The sequence below is a fragment of the Pantoea sp. Cy-639 genome (genome assembly GCF_011752525.1).
GTDB lineage: Bacteria > Pseudomonadota > Gammaproteobacteria > Pseudomonadales > Pseudomonadaceae > Aquipseudomonas.
In genome coordinates this window covers 55,112-80,156 of the sequence record NZ_VWXI01000018.1, presented here as the reverse complement: position 1 = coordinate 80,156, position 25,045 = coordinate 55,112, and the positions used below count along the sequence as shown (strand labels likewise).

Below are 25,045 nucleotides of genomic sequence, written 5' to 3'. Positions count from 1 at the left end.
ATGAGCCAGGCCAGCGCCCTCAGGGCGCCCGTTCCCAGCACCCCGGCCAAAGCCCCGGAAACCGCGCTGCGCCCGGAGGTCAACCAGGCCCACGTGCGCTTCCTCGGCCTGGGCAAGACCTACCCGGGGCAGACACAGCCGGCCCTGCAAGGCATCGACCTGAACATCCGGCGTGGCGAGATCTTCGGCATCATCGGCCGCAGCGGCGCCGGCAAGTCGTCGCTGTTGCGCACCATCAACCGCCTGGAACAGCCCAGCCAGGGTCGGGTACTGATCGACCAGGTGGACATCGCGCCGTTCGACGAGGATCGGCTGGTGGCACTGCGCCGGCGCATCGGCATGATCTTCCAGCACTTCAACCTGATGTCGGCCAAGACCGTATGGCAGAACGTCGAGCTGCCACTGAAAGTGGCTGGCGTGGCCAAGGCCGAGCGCCAGCGTAAGGTGCGCGAACTGCTGGAGCTGGTCGGCCTGGCGGAAAAACACCAGGTCTACCCGGCGCAGCTATCGGGCGGACAGAAGCAGCGGGTCGGTATCGCCCGTGCCCTGGTCCACGACCCCGAAATCCTGCTGTGCGACGAGGCCACGTCGGCACTCGACCCGGAAACCACGGCGTCGATCCTCGAATTGCTGCGCGATATCAACCAGCGCCTGGGCCTGACAGTCGTGCTGATCACCCATGAAATGGCGGTGATCCGCGATATCTGCCAGCGGGTGGTGGTGCTCGAGCGCGGCGAGATCGTCGAGCAAGGGGAGGTATGGCAGGTATTCGGAGCGCCCCGCCACGAAGTCACCCGCACCTTGCTGGCACCGCTGCAAACGCGCCTGCCGGCGGCCTTGCAGGCCAGCCTGCGGGCCAGTCCGAGCAGTCGTCACGCGGCCGTGGTGCTCAAGCTCGACCTGGTCGGCGAGCCAGAGCTGAGCGCGTTGTTCGCCGAACTTGGTGGTCGTGTGCGCCTGCTGCAAGGCGGGATCGAGACCATCGGCGAACAGGCCCTGGGACAACTGGTGCTGGCGGTGCGCGAGTCGCCGCTGGACACCCATCAACTGCTGGAACGCGCCCGACGCTGGGCCAACGACGTGGAGGTGCTCGGCCATGTGGACTGAACGCTTGCTGCAAGGCCTGTTCGACACTCTGCTGATGGTCGGCGTGTCCTCGCTGGTGGCGCTGCTGGTCGGTGTACCGATGGCAGTGCTGCTGGTCACCAGCGACAAGGGCGGGATCTTCGAGGCGCCCGTGCTGAACCGGACGCTGGGCGCCATCGTCAACCTGTTCCGCTCGATCCCGTTCCTGATCCTGATGGTCGCGCTGATTCCCTTCACCCGCCTGGTGGTGGGCACCACCTACGGCGTCTGGGCCGCGGTGGTACCGCTGACCATCGCCGCCACGCCTTTCTTCGCGCGGATCGCCGAGGTCAGCCTGCGGGAAGTGGACCATGGCCTGATCGAGGCCGCCCAGGCCATGGGTTGCCGCCGCTGGCACATCGTCTGGCACGTGCTGCTGCCCGAGGCGCTGCCTGGCATCGTCGGCGGCTTCACCATCACCCTGGTGACGCTGATCAACTCCTCGGCCATGGCCGGAGCCATCGGCGCCGGAGGGCTGGGGGATATCGCCTATCGCTACGGTTACCAGCGCTTCGACAGCCAGATCATGCTGACGGTGATCGTCATGCTGGTGGCGCTGGTGGCGGTGATCCAGCTAGGTGGCGACCGTCTGGCCAAAGGCTTGAACAAGCGTTGACCGAGGCGGGCCTCAAGCGTGACGGGCGCTGGCTTGCCCCGCGACCAGCGCTCAATCCCAGTGCAATTGGGCTGCAGGCACCGGCCGGCCGAACCAGTAACCCTGCCCCTGCTGGCACTGCTGTTCGAGCAGGAAGCGCGCCTGCTCGGCCTGCTCGATGCCTTCGGCGTGCACCTTCATGCCCATGCTTCGGGCCAGGGCGATGATTACCCGGACAATGGCGATGTCGTCCTCGTCGCACGGCAGCCCGGCAACGAAGCCCTGGTCGATCTTCAGCTTCTGCACCGGCAGCCGCTTTAGCCGCAACAGCGAGGAATAACCGGTACCGAAGTCATCGATGGCCAGGTTCAGCCCCAGCTCGCGCAACCGGTGCAACTGCTCCAGCGCCACCTCAGGGTCTTCCATCACCGCACTCTCGGTGACCTCCAGCTCGAGCAACGCCGGGTCCAGGCCAGTCTCGTGCAACACATCGGCCACCTGCCGGTAGAGTTCACGCTGGCTGAACAGGCGGCTGGAGATGTTCACCGCGACGAACGTCAATTGCCGCCCCTCGGCCTGCCACTCGACCATCTGTCGACAGGCCTGGCGCAATACCCAGGCGTCTATTTCGGCGATCAGGCCGGTACGCTCGGCGATGGGAATGAACTCGGCCGGCGAGACCAGCCCCCGCTGCGGGTGCTGCCAGCGCACCAGCGCCTCGACACCGATCATGCGTGCGGTGAACAGGTCGTGAACCGGCTGGAAGAACACACGCAGCTCTTGCTGCTCCAGGGCCCGACGCAGCTCACCAGCCGTCTCCACCCGGTGCTGGGCGTGAGCGGTCAGTTCCTCGGTGTACAGCGCGTAGCAGGCCCGCCCGTTACCCTTGGCCTTGAACAGCGCCGAGTCGGCGTTGCGCAACAGTTGCTCGGCACTCAGGGCATCGCTGGGGAACAAGCTGATGCCGATACTGGCACTGATGAACAGGCGATTGCCCTCAAAGCAGAAAGGCTCGCGCAAGCGCTCGATGATGGTCTGTGCCAGCTTGCCGGCCTGGCCGACCTGCTGGCAGCTTTCCGCCAGCACGCCGAACTCGTCACCGCCCAGCCGCGCCAGGGTCACGCCATTGCCCAGCAGGTCGCGCAGACGCTCGCCGACCAGCTTGAGCAACTGGTCGCCAATGGTATGGCCAAGGCCATCGTTGATGCTCTGGAAGTGATCGAGGTCGAGCAGCAGCAAGGCACAACCACGCTTGTTGGCCTGGGCGGCGGCCAGCGCCTGTTCGACCCGGTCGTTGAACAGCAGGCGGTTGGGCAGAGCGGTCAGCGGATCGTGATGCACCAGGTAGGCCAGTTCTTCCTCGGTGTGCTTGATCGCGCTGATGTCGCTGAACACTGCGACATAGTGGCTGAGCGCACCGCTGTCGTCGCGAATGGCGCAGATGGTCTGCCACTGCGGGTAGATCTCGCCGCTTTTGCGCCGGTTCCAGATCTCGCCGCTCCACTCGCCCTGGTCGGCCAGCGCGGCATAGATCTGCTGGTAGAACGGAGCCCCGTGACGACCAGACTTGAACTTGCTCGGGCGCTGGCCGATGACCTCGTCCTGCTGGTATCCGGTGATGCGCATGAAGGCCCGGTTGACGTGCACGATCAAACCGTTGCGGTCGGTCACCAGCACGCCTTCCAAGGTACTGTCGAAGACCGCCGCGGCCATGCGCAGGCGCTCGCGGTCCTCGCTGCGCAGGCGCGCACCGATACCGATGAAGTTGAGCAGGCGGGCACGCGAGAAGAAAATCAGCAAGGCGCTGAGCAGCACCCAGACCACGACATTGATCTGCCGCCCCACGGTCAGCGCCAGCGGGTCCTCGGACATGCCGCGCAGCACGACTTCGGACAGCACCAGCCAGAGGATCGAAAGCACCACGTAGAGCCCGGCCATGCGCAAGGCGTCGCGAACGGAAACTGACATGTCGGGTGGATGAGCCCATGAAAAAGGAAGGGGCATTATAAGGGCTGAAACACCCTGTGACTTCCTATCAAAAAGGGCGACTGGTTTTATTTCCCCGCCAAGGGATAATGCGAGCGCTGTTCCCCCTGTTTTTTCGAGGGTCTTTCCCCCTATGTGGTACTACGGTTTGCTCGACTTGTCGGCCTGGCAACTGGTCGCGGTCACCCTGCTGATGACCCACCTCACCATCGTCAGCGTCACCATCTACCTGCACCGCTATTCGGCCCACCGCGCGCTGGAACTGAACGCGGGGCTCAAGCATTTCTTCCGCTTCTGGCTGTGGCTCACCACCGCGCAGAACACCCGCGAATGGACCGCCATCCACCGCAAGCATCACGCCAAGTGCGAAACCCCGGACGACCCGCACAGCCCGGTGCACAAGGGGCTGGGCACGGTACTGCGCAAAGGTGCCGAGCTCTACCGCGCCGAGGCACGCAACGAGGAAACCCTGCGCATCTACGGCAAGAACTGCCCGGACGACTGGATCGAGCGCAACCTCTACACCCGCTACAAACTCGGTGGCATCGTCCTGATGGCGGTGATCGACCTGCTGCTGTTCGGCACCATCGGCATCACCATCTGGGCGATCCAGATGATGTGGATTCCGTTCTGGGCCGCTGGCGTGGTCAACGGCCTGGGCCATGCCATCGGCTACCGCAATTTCGAATGCCGTGACGCGGCCACCAACCTGGTGCCCTGGGGCATCATCATTGGCGGCGAGGAACTGCACAACAATCATCACACCTACCCCAACTCGGCCAAACTCTCGGTTCGCCGCTGGGAGTTCGACATGGGCTGGATGTGGATCCGCCTGCTGAGCATGCTGCGCCTGGCCAAGGTGCAGCGCGTCGCGCCGATCGCCCATCGGGTCGAAGGCAAGGCTTCGCTGGACATGGACACGGCCATGGCCATCCTCAACAACCGCTTCCAGATCATGGCCCAGTACCGCAAGGTGGTGATCGGCCCGCTGGTGAAGCAGGAGCTGGACAAGGTCGATGCCTCGGTGCGTCATCGTTTCCGCCGCGCCAAGCGCCTGCTGTCGCGGGAAACCAGCCTGTTGCAAGACCGCCACCACGTGCGCATCGAGTCGATGCTGGCCCACAGCCAGGCACTCAAGACCATCTACGAAAAGCGCCTGGCGCTACAGCAGATCTGGGCCCGCACCAGCGCCAACGGCCATGACATGCTCGCTGCCATGAAGGACTGGGTACACGAGGCCGAGGCCAGCGGTATCCAGTCGCTGCGCGACTTCGCCGCTCAGCTCAAGACCTACTCGCTGCGCCCCAACAGCGTCTGATCACCGTTGATCGACATGCCCCGCAACGGGGCATGTCGCTCCGGAACTTCCCTCCCGCAAAAGAACTCAAATTCGGCATATCGCCCGCGTGGCGGGCCGGACCGTGGCCGCACGCCCATCGTCGAGAACCGTTCCGTGCTCATGGCCAAAGACCTTCCACCTACGCATACCGGGACTCCGCGTCCCGAAGCCGCCCAGACCCTGCTTGCCCTGCTCCACGCCCAGGGCGAGGTTGCTCGCCTGAGCGAACGTGAACAGCTCTATTCATCGCTGCTCGACAGCGTCAATGCCGTGCTCTGGGCCTTCGACTGGGAGACCCGCCAGGTGCTCTACGTCAGTCCCGCCTACGAACGCATCTTCGGTCGCCCAGCCAGCCTGGTCATGGCCGACTACAACGAATGGCGCGATGCCATTTACCCGGATGACCTGGAATACGCCGAACGCAGCCTGGCCCAGGTATTGGTCAAGGGCACCGTCGAAGATCGTGAGTACCGCATCCTCAACGCCGCCGGTGAAGTACGCTGGCTCAGCGACAAGTGCTACATCAACCAGCAGCGTGAGGGTGACCAGCGGGTGATCATCGTCGGCATCGCCGAAGACATCACTGAAAAGAAGCAGCTCGAAGGTGAGCTGCAACGCCTGGCCACCACCGATGTACTCACCCAGAGCAGCAACCGCCGGCATTTCTTCGAGTGCGCCCAGCAAGCCTTCGACAGTGCCCGCGAAGACGGCACGCCGATGGCGTTCCTGCTGTTGGATATCGACGACTTCAAGCAGATCAATGACAGTTACGGCCACCAGGAAGGTGACCAGGTACTGCAACGTATCGCCGACAGCGGCAAGGCCGTGCTACGCCGTGGCGACCTGTTCGGCAGGATTGGCGGCGAGGAGTTCGCTGCAGTGTTTCCAGGCTGTACCGCACAGGTAGCCGAGCAGATTGCCGAGCGATTGCAGCGGGAAATCCAGCGGTTGAGCTTCAGCCACGGCGAGCAGGTGTACGGCGTGACCGTGAGCCAGGGGCTGACCGGGCTACTGGATCAGGACGAGACCCTGGACAGCCTGTTCGCCCGGGCGGACGCGGCCATGTACCGCGCCAAGCGCCAGGGCAAGAACCAGATCGTGAAAGGCTGAGCGGATCATCCACACGTCAAATGCGGCATGCTGCTCGGCCTACGGCGAAGTTCACCTCGAAGCGACTGCGCACCACTCGTAATCGATTGGGCCACTACGTGGTCCGGCCAATATCCCCTCAGGCTCTTGTTCCCGACCGTCCTTGAAACCGACTTCGAGAAAGTGTCGTTGCTGATCGGTGATCGTCCCCGCCAGAGCGATAGCCTGGGCTGTGTAGCGTTGGATCAATGCAGCTTTCCTGGAGTCTTTCGAATAGCTCATGGGAACCTCTGAGATGTGGAGAGTACTTTGCCGGCTCATTGCCGCAACGGGTATCACCAGGTGTCCCGCTGGATCCCGGGCGAAGCCAAGCGACCGATAAAGGGGTACTGCACCGGGATCGGGTTGCTGAATCTCGATTCGCGAGTACTTGAGCATCCTTGCATACTCGGCGACCGCCAACAGCGACAGCGACGCCACCAGCCCTCTCAATGGGTTCAGACCTGGCCTGCCCTCGAAAAGGATGATCTTGATGCAACGCCTGCTTTGCCGAGGACTGGCATAGCAGAGGCCGCAGAGCGCTCGCGCAGACCACAACGCCAGGTCGAAACCCTTGAGATCACACTCCACCCATCGCGGCACCTCTTCCCAGGGGAAATGGTGCGTCTGCTCGCCCCACTGCTGAAGTGCGTCAATAGTCTTGTGGCAGATGGGCTCTAAACACACCTTGTCGATGTCCAGCCCAGGCCTGGGGACAAGCTGGCTTGTGCAGAGCGCCTGATGGGCGAGCTTTCGCGCTTGGGATCGATAGACCTGATAGCGCAGGCCGCGGTATCTGTACGTGCTCATCTTCAGCCGCAACCTCTCTGCCATTGCGTGGTGGAGTGACAGGAAAGCTACGCCTGGAGAGCGTCTGTGGAAACGAACAGCCATCCGCAACAGCTGTAGGAGCGATCCCAAGCCTGATACAAACCCTACACTGCTGCGATCAGGCCTGGTGTTCCTTGCCGCCTGCTGGTTCGGCGCTTGCCGTTGCAGGCTCGCTCATCGCGGCTTGCGGCTGGCTTTCGGCAGCCTGTGCCGCCTGCCGCTCGGCCTCTTCCCGGGCCTGCGCCTGTGGGTCGACCTTGCGCAACCGTGACAGTTCCGGGAGTCCGAGCTTGAGCAATCGGGCAGTCTTGTTGCTGGCAACCTTCTCCAGCCCCTCGCTCGGTTTCAACCGCGACAGCTGGCCTGCCAGGTTCATCGCCAGGATCTCCCGCGAGTACACCCCACCGCCAAGCTGGTACACCGCCGCGATCAGCTCGCGCAGGTCCAGCGGCAGGCGCCAGCGGGTCCGCAGTGCCGAGCCGAACGGCGCGCCGAACGCGTTGAGCGACAACTGCACCTGGTCCTCGTCCAGTTCGCCTCCCGCCAGGCGCCACTCCTGCAAGGTACGCAGCACCGCCAGATCACCCAGGCAGTGCAGCAAGCCGGCACAATAGCAACGCCCCTCGTCCACCTCGAGCATGCGCGCCAAGCTGCGCGCGTATTCGGCAGTGTGCAGCGAGAGGTTCCAGTATTGCGCGGCATGTCGCGCCAGCAGCGGGTCGCTCAACCGGGCGCTGCGCTTGAGGGTCAGGCCAAGGATGAGGTTCATGCTCTGGGTGCTGCCCAGCGTGTTCAGCGCCTGCAGCAAGGTCTGCACCGGAGCCTCGCGGTGCAGGGCAGCACTGTTGGCCGCGGCGATCAGCACACCGGTGATCTGCGGATCGCTGCGAACCTCCTCCTCGAGCACCTTGAGGTTGAGGCCGTGCGGGTTGAGCGCCCGCTTGATCGCCACCTGCACGTCCGCGAACAACGGGCCACCGTCGGCCGTGGCACGGCGCTGCTCGAGGTAGTCTGGCAACTGCGCGCCAGGCTGCAGCGGCGGCACCGGGCAGGCAATCTGCTCGCCGACTTCCAGCAGCAGGTTTTCCAGGCGCTTGCGCAGGTTGTCCAGGTCGAGCGGCTTGCTCAGGTAGGCAGTGGGATGCAACGGCAGCGCCTCGCGTACGCTGGCGCTGTCGGTGCGGTCGCTCATGAGAATGAATGGCAGGCCGGGCTTGTCGCCCTTGGCGCGCACCTTGCGCAGCAGGTCGAGGCCGTCGAGCCCGGCCAGCTCGCGGGCAGCGATGATCAGGTCGGGCTTGGCCGACAACGCGCTCAGCGCCTGGGAGCCGTCGGCGCAGACCTGCAGACGGGCGTCGCAACGCACGCTGAGCAGCATCTCGCGGAGCATGTCGCGCACCCAGGGATCGCCCTCGGCGATCAGGACACAAGGGGGTACGGGGTCGGCGGCGCTCATGAGCAAGTCTCCAGATATGACGCGCGGTCCATCGCAGCTTCCAAGGAATCCTCCTACAACCTTAGCGCCTGATGCCGACTGACGGCATAAAAAAACCCGCCGAAGCGGGTTTTTCTGCAGCGGGTCACACTCAGGCGAGTTCGGCGAAGCACGCCTCGATGATCGCCAGGCCCTTGTCCAGCAGCGCATCTTCCGCAGTCAGCGGCACCAGAATACGCAGGACGTTGCCGTAGGTACCGCAGGACAGCAGGATCAGGCCCTTGTCGCGGGCCTTGGCCACGACCTGGGCAACGGCGGCGGCGTTCGGGGTGTGGGTGCCTTTCTCGAACACTTCCACCGCGATCATCGAGCCCAGACCACGGACGTCGCCGATGATCGGGTGCTTCTTCTGGATTTCACGCAGGCCAGTGGTCAGACGCTCACCGACGGCCTTGCTGCGATCCAGCAGTTTCTCTTGCTCGAACACGTCGAGTACGGCCAGGGCCGCGGCGCAAGCGATCGGCGAACCGGCGTAGGTACCGCCCAGGCCACCCGGGGCAATGGCGTCCATGTACTCGGCCTTGCCGCACACACCGGCCAGCGGGAAGCCGCCGGCGATGGACTTGGCGAAGGTGGTCAGGTCAGGCGCGACGCCCATCTGTTCCATGGCGAAGAAGGTGCCGGTACGGCCAGCGCCAGTCTGCACTTCGTCGGCAATCAGCAGGATACCGTGCTTGTCGCACAGTTCGCGCAGACGCTTCATCAGCTCTTTCGGCGCTGGCAGGAAACCGCCTTCGCCTTGTACTGGCTCGAGGATGATCGCGGCGATGTCGCTCGGCTCGGCATCGTTCTTGAAGATGCGCTCGACCGAGGCAATGGCGTCGTCGACGCTGATACCGTGCAGCTCGCTCGGGAACAGGGCGCGGAAGATGCCACCTGGCATCAGGCCCATGCCAGCGGAGTACGGCACGACCTTGCCGGTCAGGCCCAGGGTCATCATGGTGCGGCCGTGGTAGCCGCCGGTGAAGGCGATCACGCCGGCGCGGCCAGTGGCGGCACGGGCGATCTTCACGGCGTTCTCAACGGCTTCGGAGCCGGTGGTCACCAGCAGGGTCTTCTTGTCGAAGTTGCCTGGGACCAGCTTGTTGATCTTCTCGCACAGCTCGACGTAGGGCTCGTAGGCCAGCACCTGGAAGCAGGTGTGGCTGACCTTGGTCAGTTGCTCTTGCACGGCGGCGACCACTTTCGGGTGCAGGTGGCCGGTGTTCAGTACGGCGATGCCACCGGCGAAGTCGATCAGTTCGCGGCCTTCAACATCGATCACCGTCGAGTTCTTCGCGGTATCGACGAAGATCGGGTGAATCTGGCCAACGCCACGTGGGACGGCGGCGACACGACGTTGCATCAAGGATTCGTTGGTCTTGCTCATAGTGCCCTCAATTGCGCCCATTCCAGGCGCTTTTATTCGGGGGTGGCTGGACGCATGCGCGCACAGTATTCGTTGATCGACTGCCACGAATGCCCTGGCCACCGGGTACCGCTATGTCAAAAAGGCCAGCGAGGCGTCGCTCTCGCGCCCCGCTGGCAGAGGTAAAACCGTTTACCTGGCGATCAGACGCTGATGCACAGGTATTTGATCTCGAGGTAGTCCTCGATACCGTACTTGGAACCTTCGCGACCCAGGCCCGAAGCCTTGATGCCACCGAACGGCGCGACTTCGTTGGAGATCAGGCCGGTGTTGATGCCGACCATGCCGTATTCCAGAGCCTCGGCGACACGGAACACACGGCTCATGTCACGGGCATAGAAGTACGAGGCCAGACCGAATTCGGTGTCGTTGGACATGGCGATGACCTCAGCCTCGTCCTTGAAGCGGAACAGCGGGGCCAGCGGGCCGAAGGTCTCTTCCTTGGCGACGGCAGCAGTCTTCGGTACATCGACCAGGATGGTCGGCTCGAAGAAGTTGCCCTCGATCAGCTTGCCGCCGGACAGCACCTTGGCGCCCTTGGCGACGGCGTCCTCGATGTGCTCCTGGACCTTGGCGACAGCCTTGCCGTCGATCAGCGGACCAGTGGTGGTGCCTTCTTCCAGGCCATTGCCGATCTTCAGCTTGGCCACGGCAGCTTTCAGTTTCTCGGCGAACGCGTCGTACACGCCGTCCTGCACGTAGATACGGTTGGCGCACACGCAGGTCTGGCCGTTGTTGCGGTACTTGGAAATGATCGCGCCCTCGACCGCCTTGTCCAGGTCGGCGTCGTCGAACACGATGAACGGCGCGTTGCCGCCCAGTTCCAGGGACACTTTCTTGATGTCCTTGGCGCATTCTTCCATCAGCTGGCGACCGATCTCGGTCGAGCCGGTGAAGGACAGCTTGCGTACCAGGGAGTTGCCGGTCAGTTCGCTGCCGACTTCGCCAGCGCTGCCGGTGATCACGCTCAGCACGCCAGCCGGGATGCCGGCGCGGGTAGCCAGCTCGACCAGGGCCAGGGCGGAATATGGGGTCTGCGAAGCAGGCTTGAGCACCATGGTGCAACCGGCGGCCAGGGCCGGGCCGGCTTTACGGGTGATCATCGCGGCCGGGAAGTTCCACGGGGTGATGGCAGCGGTGACACCGATCGGCTGCTTGATGACGATCAGGCGCTTGTCTGGCTGGTGGCCCGGGATGACATCGCCATAGACACGCTTGGCTTCTTCGGCGAACCACTCGATGAACGAAGCGGCGTAGGCGATCTCGCCCTTGGCTTCGGCCAGCGGCTTGCCTTGCTCGGTGGTCATCAGGCGCGCCAGGTCGTCCTGGTGCTCGATCATCAGCTCGAACCAGCGGCGCAGCTTGCCAGCACGCTCCTTGGCGGTCAGCGCACGCCAGGCCGGCAGGGCCTTGTCGGCGGCTTCGATGGCGCGGCGGGTTTCGGCGGCGCCCATCTTCGGCACACTGCCGATCACTTCGCCGGTGGCCGGGTTGGTCACCTTGATGGTCTGGCCGCTGTCCGCATCCAGCCACTCACCATTGATGAAGGCTTGCTGGCGGAACAACTGAGCGTCTTTGAGCTGCATGTCGGCTTCCCTTAACTGCGAATTTTGATTGTTGAAAAGGCGCCCCCATGAGGGGGCGGCCGTCAGGAATTCGTGCACCAGGGTGTTCGACGCCTGGGTGCCGAGCGTTTGAAATCTCAAACGGAATGCTAAGCGGGCGCCAGGGTGTTGGACAATAGGCTGTTCAAAAAAAAGAACGAGTGGTCGAGATTCAGATCAGTGGCAAAAACATCGCGGGGCAAGCCCGCTCCCACAGGTCCTTGCGCAACCTGTGGGAGCGGGCTTGCCCCGCGATTGGGTCCTGGCAGTCCAGGCCAACGAACGTCAGAACACCTTGGCGAGGTCGATCACCAGTGCCCGGTAACCCACGCTGCCCGGCTGACGGCTGTGCACTTTCAGTTCCACCGCCACCTCCTGGGTCCCGCGGCGCACTTCGTTGAGCACCGTGGTGGTCAGTTTCTCAGGGGTGAGGAAGTTCACCGATGCCGAGTAGATGAACTGGGTATCGGTATCCGCCCGGTACGCCACCACCGAGGTGATCGGGCTGTACCATTCGTCACCGCGCTCCTTGCCATACTGCCAGAGCTGCTCGACCGTGCCCTTGGCTGCGTCGATCCTGTACTCCACCGCACGGCTGTAGTTGCCGGACAGTTTCGTCGGCGCGAAGTCCCGGCCCCAGCCGTTGTCGAACACCGTGAGCGTGCCACGTCCGGTCAGCCAGGCGGTGTGCTGGGTCCAGGACCATTCGAAGCCCTCGCCAACAGGCTTGAGCACCTTGTCCTGCAGGCGCGCCGGCCAGCCTTGCGGCGCGGCCAGGATCCACTTCACCTGCTTGTCGCGGCCGATCTTCACGACCCCCTGATGGCGTGCTGAAACGATGATGCTGTCGTCATCGGCGTCGTAGTCGATGGCGTTGACATGGGCCCAGTTGCGTCCGGTGCCCACCCCCGGGGTATCACCGAACGGCAGGTCGCCCTCGGCCAGCTCGTTGGCCAGGCGGTCGTCCTGTTTCTGCACGCCATCGGGCAGTTGAATCGCAGCCTTGCCCAGGGTCTCCAGCAGGTCGCCGCGATACGGATCGAGGATCTGGTTGAGGTCCCAGAAGTCGAGCACGTCACCGGCCTCGCTGACCTCGATGATGTGGTCGCGAATCGAACGCACGCGCTTGCCGTCGGGACGGCGGTAGTCGCTGGTGCCCACCCGCAGCAGGTAGCTGCCACTGGGCGTCTCGCGGATCTCGTGGGAAAAATCGGCGAACTTGTCCGGCAGGTTGCGCTGCCAGATGCGCCGACCGAGCAGATCGTACTTGGAGTAGGTCTGGCCCTGGCCCCAGATCAGCTTGCCGTCGCGCGTCTGGTGGAAACCCATGGTGCCGCCCAGACCGTCGCGACGGTTGGAGTCGTGGATCTGCTCGATGTCCAGGTACCAACGCACGTCACCATTGCTGTCAGCAATCCAGTTGTTCCCCACCGAGTCCCACTCGGCGGCGCCGCCCAGGCCGTTCCACTTGAAGGCGCGACCACCTGGAATATCGGCCAGCAGGTGGTTGAACAGATACAGTCGCTGCTCAAAACCCGGCGCGACCTTGATCGGCTCCACCTCGGGCAGCGCCGCGGTCTGTTTGGCCACCACCGGCAGGCGCACTGCCGGGGCATAGATCTCATACCGTTCGCGGACGCGCTCGCCATCGAGCTTGTAGCTCACCTCGACCTGGTTGACGTGGTCCGGGTAAAGGCCGAACACCGGGATGCCGCCGTAGGTCCACAGCGAGCGGTCGGACACCTCGTAGGCGATATCCACGCCGCGTTCGCCGCGCGCCAGTACACGGACATGCACGGCGCCAAGGCGGCGGCCACCGTCGCGGATGATCGCGGTCAGCGGCGCCAGGCGGTACGGGTTGACCACCACATCGCCGAGCAGCGCTTCGTTACGTTCAGGCACCTTGGCAGTGAGGCAGGCGCCTTCGGGCAGGTCGTGGGGTTGGGTCTTGGCGTTCATGGCAAAGCTCCTTGTGCTCAGAAGTCGTAACGGGCGGTGGCACCGACGGTGCGCGGAGTGCCGAGCACCCCGGCGTAACCGCCGTTGGCGGAATTCCACAGGCTGGTGAAGTAGGTCTTGTCGCCGGCGTTCTTCACCCACAGCGACAGGTCGAGCACGCCATCGCCCTGGTCCAGGCGTACGCCGGTGGACAGGTTGACGATGGCGTAGCTGGGGATCTGGCCGTAGTCGGAATCATCGATGGTGCCCACCGCCCTCGAACGGAAGGCATAGCTGGCGGTGACGTAGGGCTCGATACGTTCGGCCAGTTGCCACTTGTACTGGCCGTTGAGGTTGGCGATGTACTTGGAGGCGCCCACCACCTGGTGCCCGGACAGGTCGCAGGTGGCGGCGGCGTTGGCCAGGCTCACTTCCGGAGGGCAGGGCGCATCGTCGTACTCGGTGTAGCGCACGTCGTTCCACGAACCGTTGAAGTTCAGCGTCAACCCGCGCAGCGGTGCCGCCGTGGCCTCGAACTCCAGGCCTCGGGAGCGCACGCTGCCGGCGTTGGCCAGGTACTGCACGCGGTTGACCTGGTCGTAGACATTGGCCTGGTAGCCGTTGACCTGGGTCCAGAACAGGTTGGCGTTGAGCTGCAGGCGGTTGTCGAGCAAGGTGCTCTTGACCCCGAGCTCGGCGTTGTTGGCGCGCTCGGTGCCGACCAGCAGCGAATCGGTACCCAGTCGCGGCGCCGCGCCGACCGTCAGGTTGACGCCCCCGGACTTTTCGCCGTGGGACAGGCTGGCATAGCCCAGCACGTCATCGCTGAAGCGGTAGCTCAGGCTGAGCAGGCCGGATGGCGCGAAGCTGTACTGGTTGAGGTCGCCCGAGTCGTAGGCCCCCACCCGCCCCTGGCGAGCCGCGGCCGCAGCCCCCGTGACAGTGGTTCCGCCGACCGGCGCATCGCGGGTCACCCAGGCGCTTTTCTCCTCATAGGTGCCACGCACGCCGGCGGTGAAGTCCAGTCGCTCGGTCAAGTGCCAGGTACCCTGGGCAAACAGCGCGTAGCTGTCGGTATCGATATGGCCATTGCCGATCGTGGTGACGTTGGCCAGGGCGCCGGCCGGCGTCAGGTTCCAGATATCCGCCTGCGGACCGTTGTAGGTGAACGACTTGTTGTCCAGGTCCTGCTTGAAGTAGTACGCGCCGAGTACATAGTCGAAGAACCCGCCGGTGGGCGAAGCCAGGCGGATCTCCTGGGAGTACTGCTTGTCGCGCACCGACACGCCGGCGTTGTGGAACACCGGCACGTTCAGGCCGTCATCGTTGCGCGGGGTGAAGTCCCACCAGCGATAGGCGCTGATCGAGGTCAGGGTGAAGTCGTTGGGCAGGGTCCAGTTGGCCTCCACCGAGGTGCCGCCCTGGAACACCTTGACCATCTGGTCGGCGTCGAAGTTGACCTTGCGATCCTTGCCCGACACCAGCGTGGCCCCCGCCTGACGGGCCAGGCTCTCGTAGCGGTTGACCCCGTTGAAGGTCGGCCCGGTGCTGTACAGGCTGAGGATGCCGTTGTCGGAATGCTCTTCGTTGTACTCGCCGATCCAGCGCAGGTTGAAGGTTTCGCTGGGCTTGAACAGCAACTGCGTGCGGAACCCCTGACGCTTGCCACCATTGAGGTCATGGCCGTTGTAGACGTTCTTCACATAGCCGTCGTCCTCGGTGTGATACGCGCTGATGCGCCCGGCGAGGGTGTCGGTCAGCGGCCCGGAGAAACTGCCCTGGGTCTGCCAGTAGCCATCCTCGCCAAGCGACGACTGCACACTGCCCTCCTGGTGGAAAGTCGGCTTGCGGCTGGTGATGTTGATCACCCCGGCAGTGGTGTTCTTGCCAAACAGCGTGCCCTGAGGGCCGCGCAGCACCTCCAGTTGCTCGACGTCGAGCAGGTCGAACACGGCCATGCCCGGGCGCCCGAGGTAGACGTTGTCCAGGTACACGCCGACGCTGCCTTCCAGACCATCGCTGGCCGGGTTGTTGCCCAGGCCGCGAATCGAGATGCTCGACTGGCGGGCGTGCACGTAGGACACGTTGGTGCTCGGCACCAGCTGTTGCAGGTCCTGTACCCGGTAGATGCGCTGGGTTTCCAGGGTTTCGCTGTTCAGCACGCTGATGGGCGTGGGCACGCTCTGCGCGCTTTCCTCGCGGCGCCGGGCATTGACGGTGACGGTATCGAGCCTGGCGTCCTGTGCTACGACAGGCGCGGAGGGTACCGGCTCATCGGCGAAGCTGCCGCCGGCGGCGGCCAGCAACACCCCGGCCGCCAAGGGTTGCAGGGTGAACAACGACGTGCGCGTCGGCCAACGGGAAGGTCGGGACATGCAAATACTCCTTGAGGCATGGGCCCAGGCGAGCATTTCCGTTGGCGGAACCGAATCGCGGTCAGGCAGGCTTATATTCTTTTAAGAAATATAAATATTTGTAATTCATATTTTGTGGAATAAGTGACTCCCTTTATAAGGTTCCCAACCCTTCCCAGCAATTGCATTGCACCGAAAGTTTCCATGTAGAAAATGCATATCGACCTCCGCCAGCTTCGCCATTTCATCGCCCTCGTCGAGCACCGCAGTTTTGTCGCTGCGGCGGCCGCGGTGAACCTTTCGCAGTCGGCCTTCAGCCGCAGCATCCAGACGTTGGAACACAACGTCGGCTGCCGGCTGGTGGACCGCGCCAGCAAAGAGCTGGCGCCGACCCGCCAGGGCCTGCTGGTGCTGGAGCATTCGCGGCGGCTGGTGCATGGGGCGCACAACCTGGTCAACGAGATCCACCAGTTCAACGGCGCCACTACCGGCGTGGTGCGCTTCGGCTCGGGACCGGCACCCGCCGGGGGCCTGGTACCCCGGGCCGTGGCGCGCTTCGTCGGCGAATACCCGGCGGCACGCACGTGCTTCCAGGTGGATAACTGGCAGGCATTGAACCGTCGGCTGGTCGCCGAGGAGATCGAGTTCTTCGTCGCCGACACCCGCCAGTTCGAAGCCGACCCGGATTACCAGGTACACAAGCTGACGCCGCAGCGCTGGCATTTCTGCTGCCGGGTCGGGCATCCGCTGACCCGGCTGGCCGAGGTCAAGGCGCGAGACCTGTTCGACTACCCACTGGCTACCACCTTCCGGCCACCGAACATCCGCAAGATCCTCAGCGACCTCAGCGGGCGCCAGGACTTCCTGCCCAGCGTGGAATGCGAACATGGCTATGCGCTGCTCAACGTGGTGCTGCAGTCGGACACCCTCGGCATCGCCTGCAGCGCGAACCTGCGGGCGTACGAAGGAGAGCGGGGCTTGGTGGCACTGCAGCTGGCGGACCTGGCGCCGGAACAGGAGGAGGCGTTCTACACCCGCTACGGGGTGGTGAGCCGGGTCGGCCATGGCTTGTCGCCATTGGCGCAGGGGCTGGTCAGGCAACTGGTTGCCTGTGACGCCGAGGGTTGAAGGACCAACGCTTGTCCCGCGATGCGCGCAGTCATCGCGGGGCAAGCCCGAACCCGCGAAGGTTCAGCCCTGGCGCGTGGTCCGGCTCGACTGCCCATCCACCCCCACCGGCACCTCACCGGCCAGGGTCACCCGCCGCACGATGCGCGGCTGGGTGCCGTAGTCGTCCACAGCGTAGTGCTGGGTCGCGCGGTTGTCCCAGATCGCCACGTCCCCCGCCTGCCAACGCCAGCGCACGGTGTTCTCCAGCCGCGTCACGTGGCCCTGCAGCAGCGCGAACACATGTTGCGAGTCGGCCAGCGAGTAGCCCTTGATGCGCTTCACGAAGTGCCCCAGTTGCAACACTCGCTCGCCACTGATCGGGTGCACCCGTACCACCGGGTGCTCGGTCTCGTACACGGTCGAGGTGAACACCTTGCGGTAGCGCTCCAGCTTGGCCGGATCGACATCGGGCTTGACGCTGGCATAGTCGTATTCGTTGCTGTGCACCGCCCACAACTGGTCGGCCAGGGCGCGCAGGGGCTCAGGCAGTTCCTGGTAGGCCGCCGCGGTGTTGGCCCACACCGTGTCGCCCCCCGAAGCCGGCGCCACCACGCTGCGCAGGATCGATGCCTTGGGATAGGCGTCGACGAAGGTCACATCGGTGTGCCACGAGTTGGCCCGCTGGCCCTCGGCGCCGTCGAGCTGGAGCAGGTAGCGAGTGCCATCGACCACCGGCACGGTGGGGTGGGCGATGGGCTCGCCGAGCAACTGGGCGAAGGCCTCCTGGCCCACATCGTCAAGATGGTCCTGGCCACGGAAGAAGATCACCTTGTACTGCACCAGGGCGGCCTGGATGGCATCGATCGTGTCGGGGTCGAGGTCGGCCGACAGCCTGATGCCACGGATTTCGGCGCCGATGCGACCGGCGACGGGGTGGATGTCGAGTTCGAGGGTTTGCGGCGCGGTGGCCAGTGCGGCGTTGCTCATGGTCGTGCTCCTCAGGGTTGTTGGCGAGTCAGCGGGCGGCCTGGATGGCCTGGTCGTGTTGCAGGGCAGCATCGAGAAAGCGCGGCTCGATCCAGTCGGCCACCTGGAAACCGTGGCGGATCAAGCGCTCCCTGGCCGCCAGGTCCACGCCTTGTTGCAGCAGGCCGACGAAGCCGGCATCCAGGCGTGGGTCGAAATAGTCGGCGAGGTTTTCCTCGGCCAGGTCGTCGCGCAGGATGCTCTTCGGCCAACTGGCGCTGTTGGCTACCAGCTCGACATAGGCGTCACGGTTGTGCTCGTCGCGCAGCCACTTCACCGCCTGCTGCTGGGCATTGACCAGGCGCTGGGTGAGGTCGGGATGCTCACGGATGAAGGCACCCGTGCCGAGCAGCACCGCCTGGGTACTGCCTGCGCCCTTGAGGTCGCGGGAGTTGACCGGCAGCTCGACCAGGCCGCGTTCGCGTAGCGACAACAGGTTCGACAGCCCCCAGGTGGCATCGATCTGCTTCGCCGCCAGGGCAGCGTTGGCCGCATTGAAGTCGAGGTTGATGACTTTCAGCTCACGTTCGGACAGTCCCTGGCTGGCCAAGGCACTGGCGAACGACAGCTGGTTGGCGGTGCCGCGGAACACCGCGACGCGCTTGCCCTTGAGATCCTGCAGGCTGTGGATGCCCGAGCCCGGGACCACGCCCAGGTAACTCTTCACCCCACGCACCCCGGCCGACAGCACCCGGGTATCGAGGCCATTGGCCTTGCCGATGATGGCCGCCAGGTCACCCAGGTAGGCGAAGTCCGCCTGGCCGTTGGCCAGGGCCTCGTTGACCACCGGGCCTGCGCCCTTGAAGAAACGCCAGTCGATGCGGATGCCGTCCCTGGCGAATTCCTTTTCCAGCAACTGCTGGTCGCGCAGCACATCCACCACGCCGCCCGCGGCAGGCTTGCTGCCCGCGCTGAGATCCGGCACGGCAATGCGGATCACATCGGGTTGAGCCGCATGGGCGACTGCAGGCAAGGCACTCAGCAGACCGGCGAGCAACGGGGTAAGCAAATGACGCAAGGGGGTTTTCATGGCAAGGCTCCTTGGCAGGCTGCCACCGGCGATGGCCGGCGCTTTGGCCAGAAGCTAGGCAGGTCTGGTTAGAACCTACAAAGATCAAAATTTCATTTTTTAGTAACCAGATGACATAAACGAGACGCCGTGCGGGTCTGCCGGAGGCTTGCGCAAAACGCATGGAAAATATGAGGAAAACGCAACGGAACTGGGCTTTCGCAGGTGCAGGACACATGCTCTTATCTCTTTTGTATCGCTTATGTGATTTTTTAATTCCATATGTGAATAAATAAAGATCGGTTTGGGAGATGAGCCGAATGAGCGAACTACTGAGCGGAAGTGGACGACGCCCCTGGGCGCTGCTGCCAGACCGTTCCCTCGGCCGCCTGGGCAACGCGGTTGTGCCGTGGATTGTGCCGCTGGCCATCGCGACGCTCTGGGTCGTCGCCAGCCACGAACACTGGATGAGCGAGCAGATCCTGCCGGCTCCCTCACAGGTTTGGCAGAGCGCTCTGGAGTTCGGTGCCGACGAACTCTGGGGCCACCTGTGGATAAGTCTTCAGCGCCTGCTCTGGGGCCTGTTGGCGGGGATCTCCAGCGGCCTGCTGCTGGGCACCTGGCTGGGTGCTTCGCAGCGGGCTCAGGGCCTGGTCCTGCCGACGTTCGTGGCCCTGGCGCAGATTCCGACATTGGCCTGGATTCCGCTGTTCATGCTGTTCTTCGGCATCGGCGAATTGCTCAAGCTGGTGGTGCTGATCAAGGCCGTGGTGGTGCCGGTGACCCTGCATACCCTGGTCGGTGTACGCGATGCCCAGCCCAAGCTGCGCGAGGCCGCCGCCGCCCTGCGCCTGCCTCGCCACCTGCTGTTCCAGCGCCTGCTGTTGCCAGCCGCCCTGCCCGCTTTCCTGGCCGGCGTGCGCCTGGCCCTGGCCACCGGCTGGACTTCGTTGCTGGCCGTGGAGCTGCTGGCCTCCAGCGAAGGCATCGGCTACCTGATGGTCTGGGGTCGCCAACTGTTCATGCTCGACCTGGTGCTGCTCTGCATCCTGGTGATCGGCCTGGTCGGTGCCCTGATGGACCGTGGCTTCTCGCGGCTGGAGCGGACCCTGCTGTACTGGCCGCAACCCGCGACCGGCGAACAGCCCCGCAACAGCCTGTCACGGGGCTGGCAGGGCCTGCTGCTGCCAACGGCGCTGTTGGCGCTGTGGCAGGCTGCCAACAGCCTCGGCTGGGTGGATGCCAACATTCTCAGCTCGCCGCTCGAGGTACTGCACAGCCTGTTCGCCGGCCTGCAGGATGGCTCGCTGCCCGAGGCCTTGCGCCTGAGCCTGCAACGCACCCTGGCCGGGTTGTTGCTGGGCGGGATTGCCGGGTTCGGCCTGGGCCTGCTGCTGGGGTTGTCAGTGACAGCCGAACGCCTGCTCGGTCCAAGCCTCTCGGCGCTGCGCCAGGTGGCGCTGTTCGCCTGGGTGCCGCTGCTCACCGCCTGGTTCGGCCTGGGCGAGGGCGCCAAGCTGGTGTTCGTCGGGCTGGCAGCGTTCTTCCCGCTGTTGATCGCCACCCAGAGAGGGGTCGCCAGCCTGTCGCCCCAGTTGGGCGAGGCGGCGCAGGCACTGCGGCTCGACCTGCCCCATCGCCTGCGCTTGCTGGTGCTGCCTGGCGCCGCCCCAGCGATCTTCGCCGGGCTGCGCCTGTCACTGATCTACGCCTGGCTGGGCACCATCGGCGCCGAGTACTTCATGCCCTCGGACGGCGGTATCGCCAGCCTGATGATCGGCGCCCAGCAACTGTTCCGCATGGACCAGGTGATGGCCGCCATGCTCCTGATCGGCCTGGTCGGCGCTCTGCTCGGCCACCTGGGTCAACGCCTCGAATCACACGCCACGCGCTGGAGATCCGCATGAACGCCTTCATCACCCCGACCGTCGATGCGGCCAACCAGGCCGACGCCACCCCGCCACTGGTCAGCTTCGAACGGGTCGGCAAGACCTTCACCGTGGATGGCCAACCCTTCGAGGCCATCCGCGACTTCGAGCTGTCGATCAACCCAGGCGAGTTCATCGCCATCGTCGGTGCCTCCGGCTGCGGCAAGTCGACCCTGCTGCGCCTGCTGCTGGGGCTGGACACCGACTATCGCGGCCACATCCGCGTCGATGGGCAGCCGCTGCACGGCATCGGCGGCGAGCGCGGCATCGTGTTCCAGGAACACCGGCTGTTCCCTTGGCTGACGGTGACGCAGAACATTGCCCTGGGCCTGGTCAACGAGAAACTGACCCAGGGCGAGAGGGCCCGACGCGTACACGAGTTCGTGCAGCTGGTGGGCCTGGCCGGTTTCGAATCGGCCTATCCGCACCAACTGTCCGGTGGCATGGCCCAGCGCGTGGCAATTGCCCGGGGACTGGTGGCCAGCCCACGGATCCTGCTACTGGACGAGCCCTTCGGCGCGCTGGACGCGCTGACCCGCCAACAGCTGCAGGACGAGCTGCTGGCGATCCGCGAGCGCTCCGGCATCACCATCCTGCTGGTCACCCACGATGCCGAGGAAGCCACCTACCTGGCCGACCGGGTCGTGGTGCTGGCACCGCGCCCAGGGCGGATCAAGGCGGTGGTCGAAGTCGACCTGCCGCACCCAAGGTTGCGCACCGGGGTGGCGCTGCATGGGCTGCGGGAAAAGGTGCTGCGGCAGATCACCGGCGCCGATCACCTTCCAGCGACGACACGCCGGATCGAGGGGCTGCGGCCAGAACTCATCGCCCTCTAGGTCGTATCCGGCCCGGCCCCACGTCAGTTGATCGATGCCGATGCCCGACGCACCAGGGAAGGGCGTTGGATGGGCCTTGCCAAGCAGCGCTCCCGACGCCACAGCCTGCCGGCCCCAGGGAAAAACAGCCTTGGATCAAGGCGATAGACTCCACCGACACAGATGGGTATCATGCCCCCCGTTGCACTCGTAGCTCAGCTGGATAGAGTACTGCCCTCCGAAGGCAGGGGTCGTGGGTTCGAATCCCGCCGAGTGCGCCATCTTCCTCGCCCGCTCCCAAGCGGGTCGCGCTTCGCAAGCCTTTCTCCCCGAATTCCCCGATACCTGGTTCTTGCCACGCATGCCGGCAGGCGCATGGTGTCCCAACGAAAAATCGCCATGGTCCGCTGCCACTCCTCGAGAGGACCGGGCAGCCGAGTCGCTGGCATTGTGCATGACTGCACAATGCCACCTCTCCCGCGAAGGTGGTCATTGGTGTTAGCGTGGGCATCTTCCCGTTTGCGTAAACGGGCACTCTCCCCCTTGCAAAGGAATGCGCACGTCCATGTCATTTTTCAAGCTTTCCGCCGCGTCCCTGCTGCTGGCCAGCGTGACCATGGCTTCCCTCCCGGCCCAGGCCAACCTGTCCCAGCAACAGTCCGCGGCCATCGTCAAAGCCTACGACGGCACTGATCCGGCCGACTTCAAGCAGTTCCTCGGCAAGCTGGCCGGCAGCGAACTGGCCAAGGTCGACCAGCTCGACGAAACCCTCAAGCTGTACCTGGCCAGCAAGCCGCTCAACGCCGAGCAGCAGGACGAGATCAACCGCCTGCTGGGCCTGTACACCCGCATCAAGTACGGCAAGGCCGCCACCGAGACCCTGCGCGAGCTGGTGGAGATCCCCACCGTGCGCAAGGACGGCGTGCCACAGCACGAAAACCCCGAGTTCCTCAAGATCGCCGACAAGATCAAGGCCCTTGCCGAGGGCTTTGGCCTGCAGTTTCGCAACATCGACAACCGGGTCTACGAGATCACTCTCGGCGAAGGCAAGGAAGTCATCGGCATCCACGCCCATGCCGACGTGGTGCCGGTGAATCCGGACAACTGGAAGCTCAAGGACGGAACCAAGCTGGATCCGTTCAAGGTCACCCTGGTTGGCGACCGCATGTATGGCCGTGGCACCGAGGACGACAAGAACGGCATCGTCGTCGCGCTGTACGCGCTGAAAGTCGCCAAGGACGAGAAGCTGCCCCTGGCCCGCCAGTTCAAGCTGCTGGTGGACACCACCGAGGAAACCACTGGCGACGCGATCCCCTATTACTTCGCCCGCAATGCCACTCCGGACTACAACCTGGCCCTGGACGGCGGCTATCCGGTGGTGATCGCCGAGAAGGGCTATGGCACGGTCATGGCCACCTTCGCCAAGCGGGCCGGTAGCGGCAAAGGCGCCGAAGTGATCAACCTGACCGGCGGCCTGGCCACCAACCAGATCCCCGGCAGCTCGGTGGCAACGCTGGTCGGCGACAAGCCGGCCGAACTGGCCAAGGCCCTGGAAAAAGCCGGTGCCGACTACGTCAAGCGCCACGGGGGCGACTTCAGCATCGACGCCAAGGTCGACGACAAGCAGGTCCTGCTGACCGTCACCGGCGTATCGGCACACTCCTCCGAGCCCGAGTCCGGGGTCAACCCGGTGGCTCGCATGCTCGATTTCCTCAACGGCGTACAAAAGCAGGTACCGCTCAAGCACAACCACATCACCGATGCCGCGCGCTATGCCAGCGACAACTGGGGCCTGGATTACCTGGGCAAGAAGCTCGGGGTGGGCTTCAACGACACGTTCATGGGTCCGCTGACCACTTCGCTGACCTTCGTCGGCATGGATGACAAGGCCCTGAAACTGGCGGTGAACCTGCGTATTCCCAAGGGCAAGTCGCTGGACACCCTCAAGTCCGAGATTTCCGACAAGCTCGGCACCTGGGCGCGCGGCAGCCACACCTCGGTGGCCTTCGACTACACCTTGGACGAGCCGATGTATCGCAACCCCGAGGGTGAATGGGTCAAGGCCCTGTTGGCAGTGGCCAGCGAGAACCTGGGCATGAAGCATGAGTTCGGCAGCTCCGCCGGCGCCACCTCGGTGCATGACTTGCCCAACGGCGTGCAGTTCGGCCTGGCCATGCCAGATGTGAAGTACACCGGGCATAACGACAACGAGTTCAAGACTGTCGAACAGTTCATGCTCGACCTGCAAATCGTCAGCGAGATGGTGGCACGCATCGGTCAGATGCCGAAGCTGTAAGCCAACGCCAAGAGACTAGAGAGGCGCCTGCGGGCGCCTTTCTGCCATTTCGCGCTGTCATTTCATTTATTTGGCGCCATTATTTTGCCATCCTGGAAATGTTTGGTAACCTCTACGCCGGACACCCATACGGGTGCCTCGGTATGCGAACAGGGAAGCGTTCGTCGAACGCCACAAAAGGACTTGCGATGGCAATGGTCTATTGCCGCGGCTGCGCCAGGCAGCTGCATGAAACGGCACCCACCTGCCCACAATGCGGCGCTCCACAGCACGCAGTCTCCCCCACGAAGCCCGCCAGCGACGATTCGTCGTGGATGGCTGTCGTCTCCCTGATTCTCGGCATTCTCTGTGTACTGGCGTTGTTCGATGACTCCGACTGGGACGCCGATGCCTTGCTCGGCACCGGCTTGTTCGCCATGACGGGCATGCTCCTGGGCATCGTCAGCATCTGCCAGAAGAAACCTGGCAATGGCATGGCCATCGCTGGCGTCGCCATGACAGCCATTTCACTGCTGTGCCTTACCGGTCTATCTGCTAGCTAAAAAAACGAGAGGGGAAACAACATGAGCATGGTGTTCTGCCGCGGCTGCGCCAAACAGATCCATCAATCGGCGCTGAGCTGCCCGGGCTGTGGCGCTGTGCAATCGGCCACCGCCGGCGCTGGGGCAGGTGTCGCCACCGTGACCAGCGGCAATGCCTACCTGGAAGTCCTGAAGAAGTACGCCGTATTCAAGGGCCGCGCGCGCCGCAAGGAATACTGGATGTTCGTGCTGATCAACCTGCTGATCACTATCGCCATCGGCTACATCGACAACATCCTCGGCACCACCCCGCTGCTGGGCCTGGTCTACAACCTGGCCATCCTGCTGCCGTCCATCGCCGTCGCCGTTCGCCGCCTGCACGACAACAACCACCGCGGCTGGTGGCTGCTGGTGCCGATCGTCGGCCTGGTATTCCTGATCCAGGACGGCACCCCGGGCAACAACCGCTTCGGCCCGAGCCCCAAGGGCCTGGTGTAAGCGCGGTTCAAGTCGCGATACCCAAGGCGGCCCTCGGGC

19 protein-coding genes and 1 tRNA gene are annotated in these 25,045 nt (G+C 64.3%); 11 read left to right on the top strand and 9 right to left on the bottom strand.

Annotated elements, in window-relative coordinates:
* Together F3J43_RS20120 and F3J43_RS20115 are read left to right on the top strand one after the other, a co-directional pair.
* Positions 1 to 1,107: a methionine ABC transporter ATP-binding protein gene (locus F3J43_RS20120; protein ID WP_166890896.1), complete on the top strand. Its 1,107-nt coding sequence runs from the start codon at positions 1 to 3 to the stop codon at positions 1,105 to 1,107.
* A complete protein-coding gene (locus F3J43_RS20115; RefSeq protein ID WP_166890893.1) occupies positions 1,097 to 1,741 on the top strand; it encodes a methionine ABC transporter permease in 645 nt (214 codons plus the stop codon). The genes F3J43_RS20120 and F3J43_RS20115 overlap by 11 nt, the downstream gene beginning before the upstream one ends.
* Positions 1,742 to 1,792: 51 nt before the next feature.
* Here F3J43_RS20115 and dibA read toward each other — a convergent pair whose 3' ends face one another.
* A complete protein-coding gene (dibA, locus tag F3J43_RS20110) occupies positions 1,793 to 3,688 on the bottom strand; it encodes a phosphodiesterase DibA (protein ID WP_166890890.1) in 1,896 nt (631 codons plus the stop codon).
* Positions 3,689 to 3,839: 151 nt separating this feature from the next.
* Between dibA and desA the strand changes: the two genes are divergently transcribed.
* A complete protein-coding gene (gene desA / locus F3J43_RS20105) occupies positions 3,840 to 5,024 on the top strand; it encodes a delta-9 fatty acid desaturase DesA (RefSeq protein WP_166890887.1) in 1,185 nt (394 codons plus the stop codon).
* Positions 5,025 to 5,165: 141 nt separating this feature from the next.
* Positions 5,166 to 6,155: a GGDEF domain-containing protein gene (locus F3J43_RS20100; RefSeq protein ID WP_166890884.1), complete on the top strand. Its 990-nt coding sequence runs from the start codon at positions 5,166 to 5,168 to the stop codon at positions 6,153 to 6,155.
* Between the two features lie 51 nt (positions 6,156 to 6,206).
* Here the strand turns inward: F3J43_RS20100 and F3J43_RS20090 are convergent, their stop codons facing one another.
* The 6 genes from F3J43_RS20090 to F3J43_RS20065 form a co-directional block, all read right to left on the bottom strand.
* On the bottom strand, positions 6,207 to 6,983 hold the full coding sequence (locus F3J43_RS20090; protein WP_205297992.1) for a hypothetical protein: 777 nt from the start codon (positions 6,981 to 6,983) through the stop codon (positions 6,207 to 6,209).
* Between the two features lie 139 nt (positions 6,984 to 7,122).
* Positions 7,123 to 8,460 carry a response regulator gene (locus tag F3J43_RS20085; RefSeq protein WP_166890881.1) on the bottom strand — a complete coding sequence of 446 codons (1,338 nt, stop codon included), beginning with the start codon at positions 8,458 to 8,460 and terminating at the stop codon, positions 7,123 to 7,125.
* Positions 8,461 to 8,590: 130 nt separating this feature from the next.
* Positions 8,591 to 9,868 (bottom strand): 4-aminobutyrate--2-oxoglutarate transaminase, encoded by a 1,278-nt coding sequence (gabT, locus tag F3J43_RS20080; protein ID WP_166890878.1) that lies wholly within the window; start codon positions 9,866 to 9,868, stop codon positions 8,591 to 8,593.
* A gap of 182 nt (positions 9,869 to 10,050) precedes the next feature.
* Positions 10,051 to 11,493, bottom strand: coding sequence for an NADP-dependent succinate-semialdehyde dehydrogenase (gene gabD / locus F3J43_RS20075; protein WP_046853707.1), 1,443 nt, complete (start codon positions 11,491 to 11,493; stop codon positions 10,051 to 10,053).
* Positions 11,494 to 11,796: 303 nt separating this feature from the next.
* Entirely contained in the window at positions 11,797 to 13,470 is a 1,674-nt protein-coding gene (locus F3J43_RS20070) for an aryl-sulfate sulfotransferase (protein ID WP_166890875.1), read from the bottom strand.
* Between the two features lie 17 nt (positions 13,471 to 13,487).
* Entirely contained in the window at positions 13,488 to 15,824 is a 2,337-nt protein-coding gene (locus tag F3J43_RS20065) for a TonB-dependent receptor (RefSeq protein WP_166890872.1), read from the bottom strand.
* A 192-nt stretch (positions 15,825 to 16,016) separates the two neighbouring features.
* Here F3J43_RS20065 and F3J43_RS20060 point away from each other — a divergent pair, with 192 nt between their 5' ends.
* Positions 16,017 to 16,931, top strand: a complete 915-nt coding sequence (locus F3J43_RS20060; RefSeq protein WP_166890867.1) for a LysR family transcriptional regulator — start codon at positions 16,017 to 16,019, stop codon at positions 16,929 to 16,931.
* A 63-nt stretch (positions 16,932 to 16,994) separates the two neighbouring features.
* Here F3J43_RS20060 and F3J43_RS20055 read toward each other — a convergent pair whose 3' ends face one another.
* Positions 16,995 to 17,900: a TauD/TfdA dioxygenase family protein gene (locus F3J43_RS20055; RefSeq protein WP_166890864.1), complete on the bottom strand. Its 906-nt coding sequence runs from the start codon at positions 17,898 to 17,900 to the stop codon at positions 16,995 to 16,997.
* Positions 17,901 to 17,928: 28 nt separating this feature from the next.
* Positions 17,929 to 18,969: an ABC transporter substrate-binding protein gene (locus F3J43_RS20050; protein ID WP_166890860.1), complete on the bottom strand. Its 1,041-nt coding sequence runs from the start codon at positions 18,967 to 18,969 to the stop codon at positions 17,929 to 17,931.
* Between the two features lie 299 nt (positions 18,970 to 19,268).
* Between F3J43_RS20050 and F3J43_RS20045 the strand changes: the two genes are divergently transcribed.
* The 6 genes from F3J43_RS20045 to F3J43_RS20020 all read left to right on the top strand — a co-directional run bounded on the left by F3J43_RS20045 (position 19,269) and on the right by F3J43_RS20020 (position 25,006).
* Positions 19,269 to 20,855 (top strand): ABC transporter permease, encoded by a 1,587-nt coding sequence (locus F3J43_RS20045; RefSeq protein WP_205297991.1) that lies wholly within the window; start codon positions 19,269 to 19,271, stop codon positions 20,853 to 20,855.
* Entirely contained in the window at positions 20,852 to 21,712 is an 861-nt protein-coding gene (locus F3J43_RS20040) for an ABC transporter ATP-binding protein (RefSeq protein WP_166890854.1), read from the top strand. The genes F3J43_RS20045 and F3J43_RS20040 overlap by 4 nt, the downstream gene beginning before the upstream one ends.
* 183 nt (positions 21,713 to 21,895) lie before the next feature.
* Positions 21,896 to 21,972 (top strand) — tRNA-Arg (locus tag F3J43_RS20035).
* Positions 21,973 to 22,256: 284 nt separating this feature from the next.
* On the top strand, positions 22,257 to 23,987 hold the full coding sequence (locus F3J43_RS20030) for a dipeptidase (protein WP_166890851.1): 1,731 nt from the start codon (positions 22,257 to 22,259) through the stop codon (positions 23,985 to 23,987).
* A gap of 314 nt (positions 23,988 to 24,301) precedes the next feature.
* The gene (locus F3J43_RS23865; RefSeq protein ID WP_205297990.1) at positions 24,302 to 24,529 is read left to right on the top strand and encodes a hypothetical protein; all 228 of its coding nucleotides are present in this window, start codon (positions 24,302 to 24,304) and stop codon (positions 24,527 to 24,529) included.
* 138 nt (positions 24,530 to 24,667) lie between these two features.
* Entirely contained in the window at positions 24,668 to 25,006 is a 339-nt protein-coding gene (locus F3J43_RS20020; RefSeq protein WP_353618266.1) for a DUF805 domain-containing protein, read from the top strand.
* Positions 25,007 to 25,045: the final 39 nt, after the last annotated feature.

Bases quoted from the DNA above. Each gene is read 5' to 3' on its own strand.
- F3J43_RS20060 (WP_166890867.1), top strand. From the start codon at position 16,017: ATGCATATCGACCTCCGCCAGCTTCGCCATTTCATCGCCCTCGTCGAG.
- F3J43_RS20085 (WP_166890881.1), bottom strand. From the start codon at position 8,460: ATGAGCGCCGCCGACCCCGTACCCCCTTGTGTCCTGATCGCCGAGGGC.
- gabT (WP_166890878.1), bottom strand. From the start codon at position 9,868: ATGAGCAAGACCAACGAATCCTTGATGCAACGTCGTGTCGCCGCCGTC.
- F3J43_RS20050 (WP_166890860.1), bottom strand. From the start codon at position 18,969: ATGAAAACCCCCTTGCGTCATTTGCTTACCCCGTTGCTCGCCGGTCTG.
- dibA (WP_166890890.1), bottom strand. From the start codon at position 3,688: ATGTCAGTTTCCGTTCGCGACGCCTTGCGCATGGCCGGGCTCTACGTG.
- F3J43_RS20070 (WP_166890875.1), bottom strand. From the start codon at position 13,470: ATGAACGCCAAGACCCAACCCCACGACCTGCCCGAAGGCGCCTGCCTC.
- F3J43_RS20030 (WP_166890851.1), top strand. From the start codon at position 22,257: ATGTCATTTTTCAAGCTTTCCGCCGCGTCCCTGCTGCTGGCCAGCGTG.
- F3J43_RS20120 (WP_166890896.1), top strand. From the start codon at position 1: ATGAGCCAGGCCAGCGCCCTCAGGGCGCCCGTTCCCAGCACCCCGGCC.
- F3J43_RS20055 (WP_166890864.1), bottom strand. From the start codon at position 17,900: ATGAGCAACGCCGCACTGGCCACCGCGCCGCAAACCCTCGAACTCGAC.
- F3J43_RS20065 (WP_166890872.1), bottom strand. From the start codon at position 15,824: ATGTCCCGACCTTCCCGTTGGCCGACGCGCACGTCGTTGTTCACCCTG.
- F3J43_RS20100 (WP_166890884.1), top strand. From the start codon at position 5,166: ATGGCCAAAGACCTTCCACCTACGCATACCGGGACTCCGCGTCCCGAA.
- F3J43_RS20090 (WP_205297992.1), bottom strand. From the start codon at position 6,983: ATGAGCACGTACAGATACCGCGGCCTGCGCTATCAGGTCTATCGATCC.
- F3J43_RS20115 (WP_166890893.1), top strand. From the start codon at position 1,097: ATGTGGACTGAACGCTTGCTGCAAGGCCTGTTCGACACTCTGCTGATG.
- F3J43_RS23865 (WP_205297990.1), top strand. From the start codon at position 24,302: ATGGCTGTCGTCTCCCTGATTCTCGGCATTCTCTGTGTACTGGCGTTG.
- F3J43_RS20045 (WP_205297991.1), top strand. From the start codon at position 19,269: ATGAGCGAACTACTGAGCGGAAGTGGACGACGCCCCTGGGCGCTGCTG.
- desA (WP_166890887.1), top strand. From the start codon at position 3,840: ATGTGGTACTACGGTTTGCTCGACTTGTCGGCCTGGCAACTGGTCGCG.
- gabD (WP_046853707.1), bottom strand. From the start codon at position 11,493: ATGCAGCTCAAAGACGCTCAGTTGTTCCGCCAGCAAGCCTTCATCAAT.
- F3J43_RS20040 (WP_166890854.1), top strand. From the start codon at position 20,852: ATGAACGCCTTCATCACCCCGACCGTCGATGCGGCCAACCAGGCCGAC.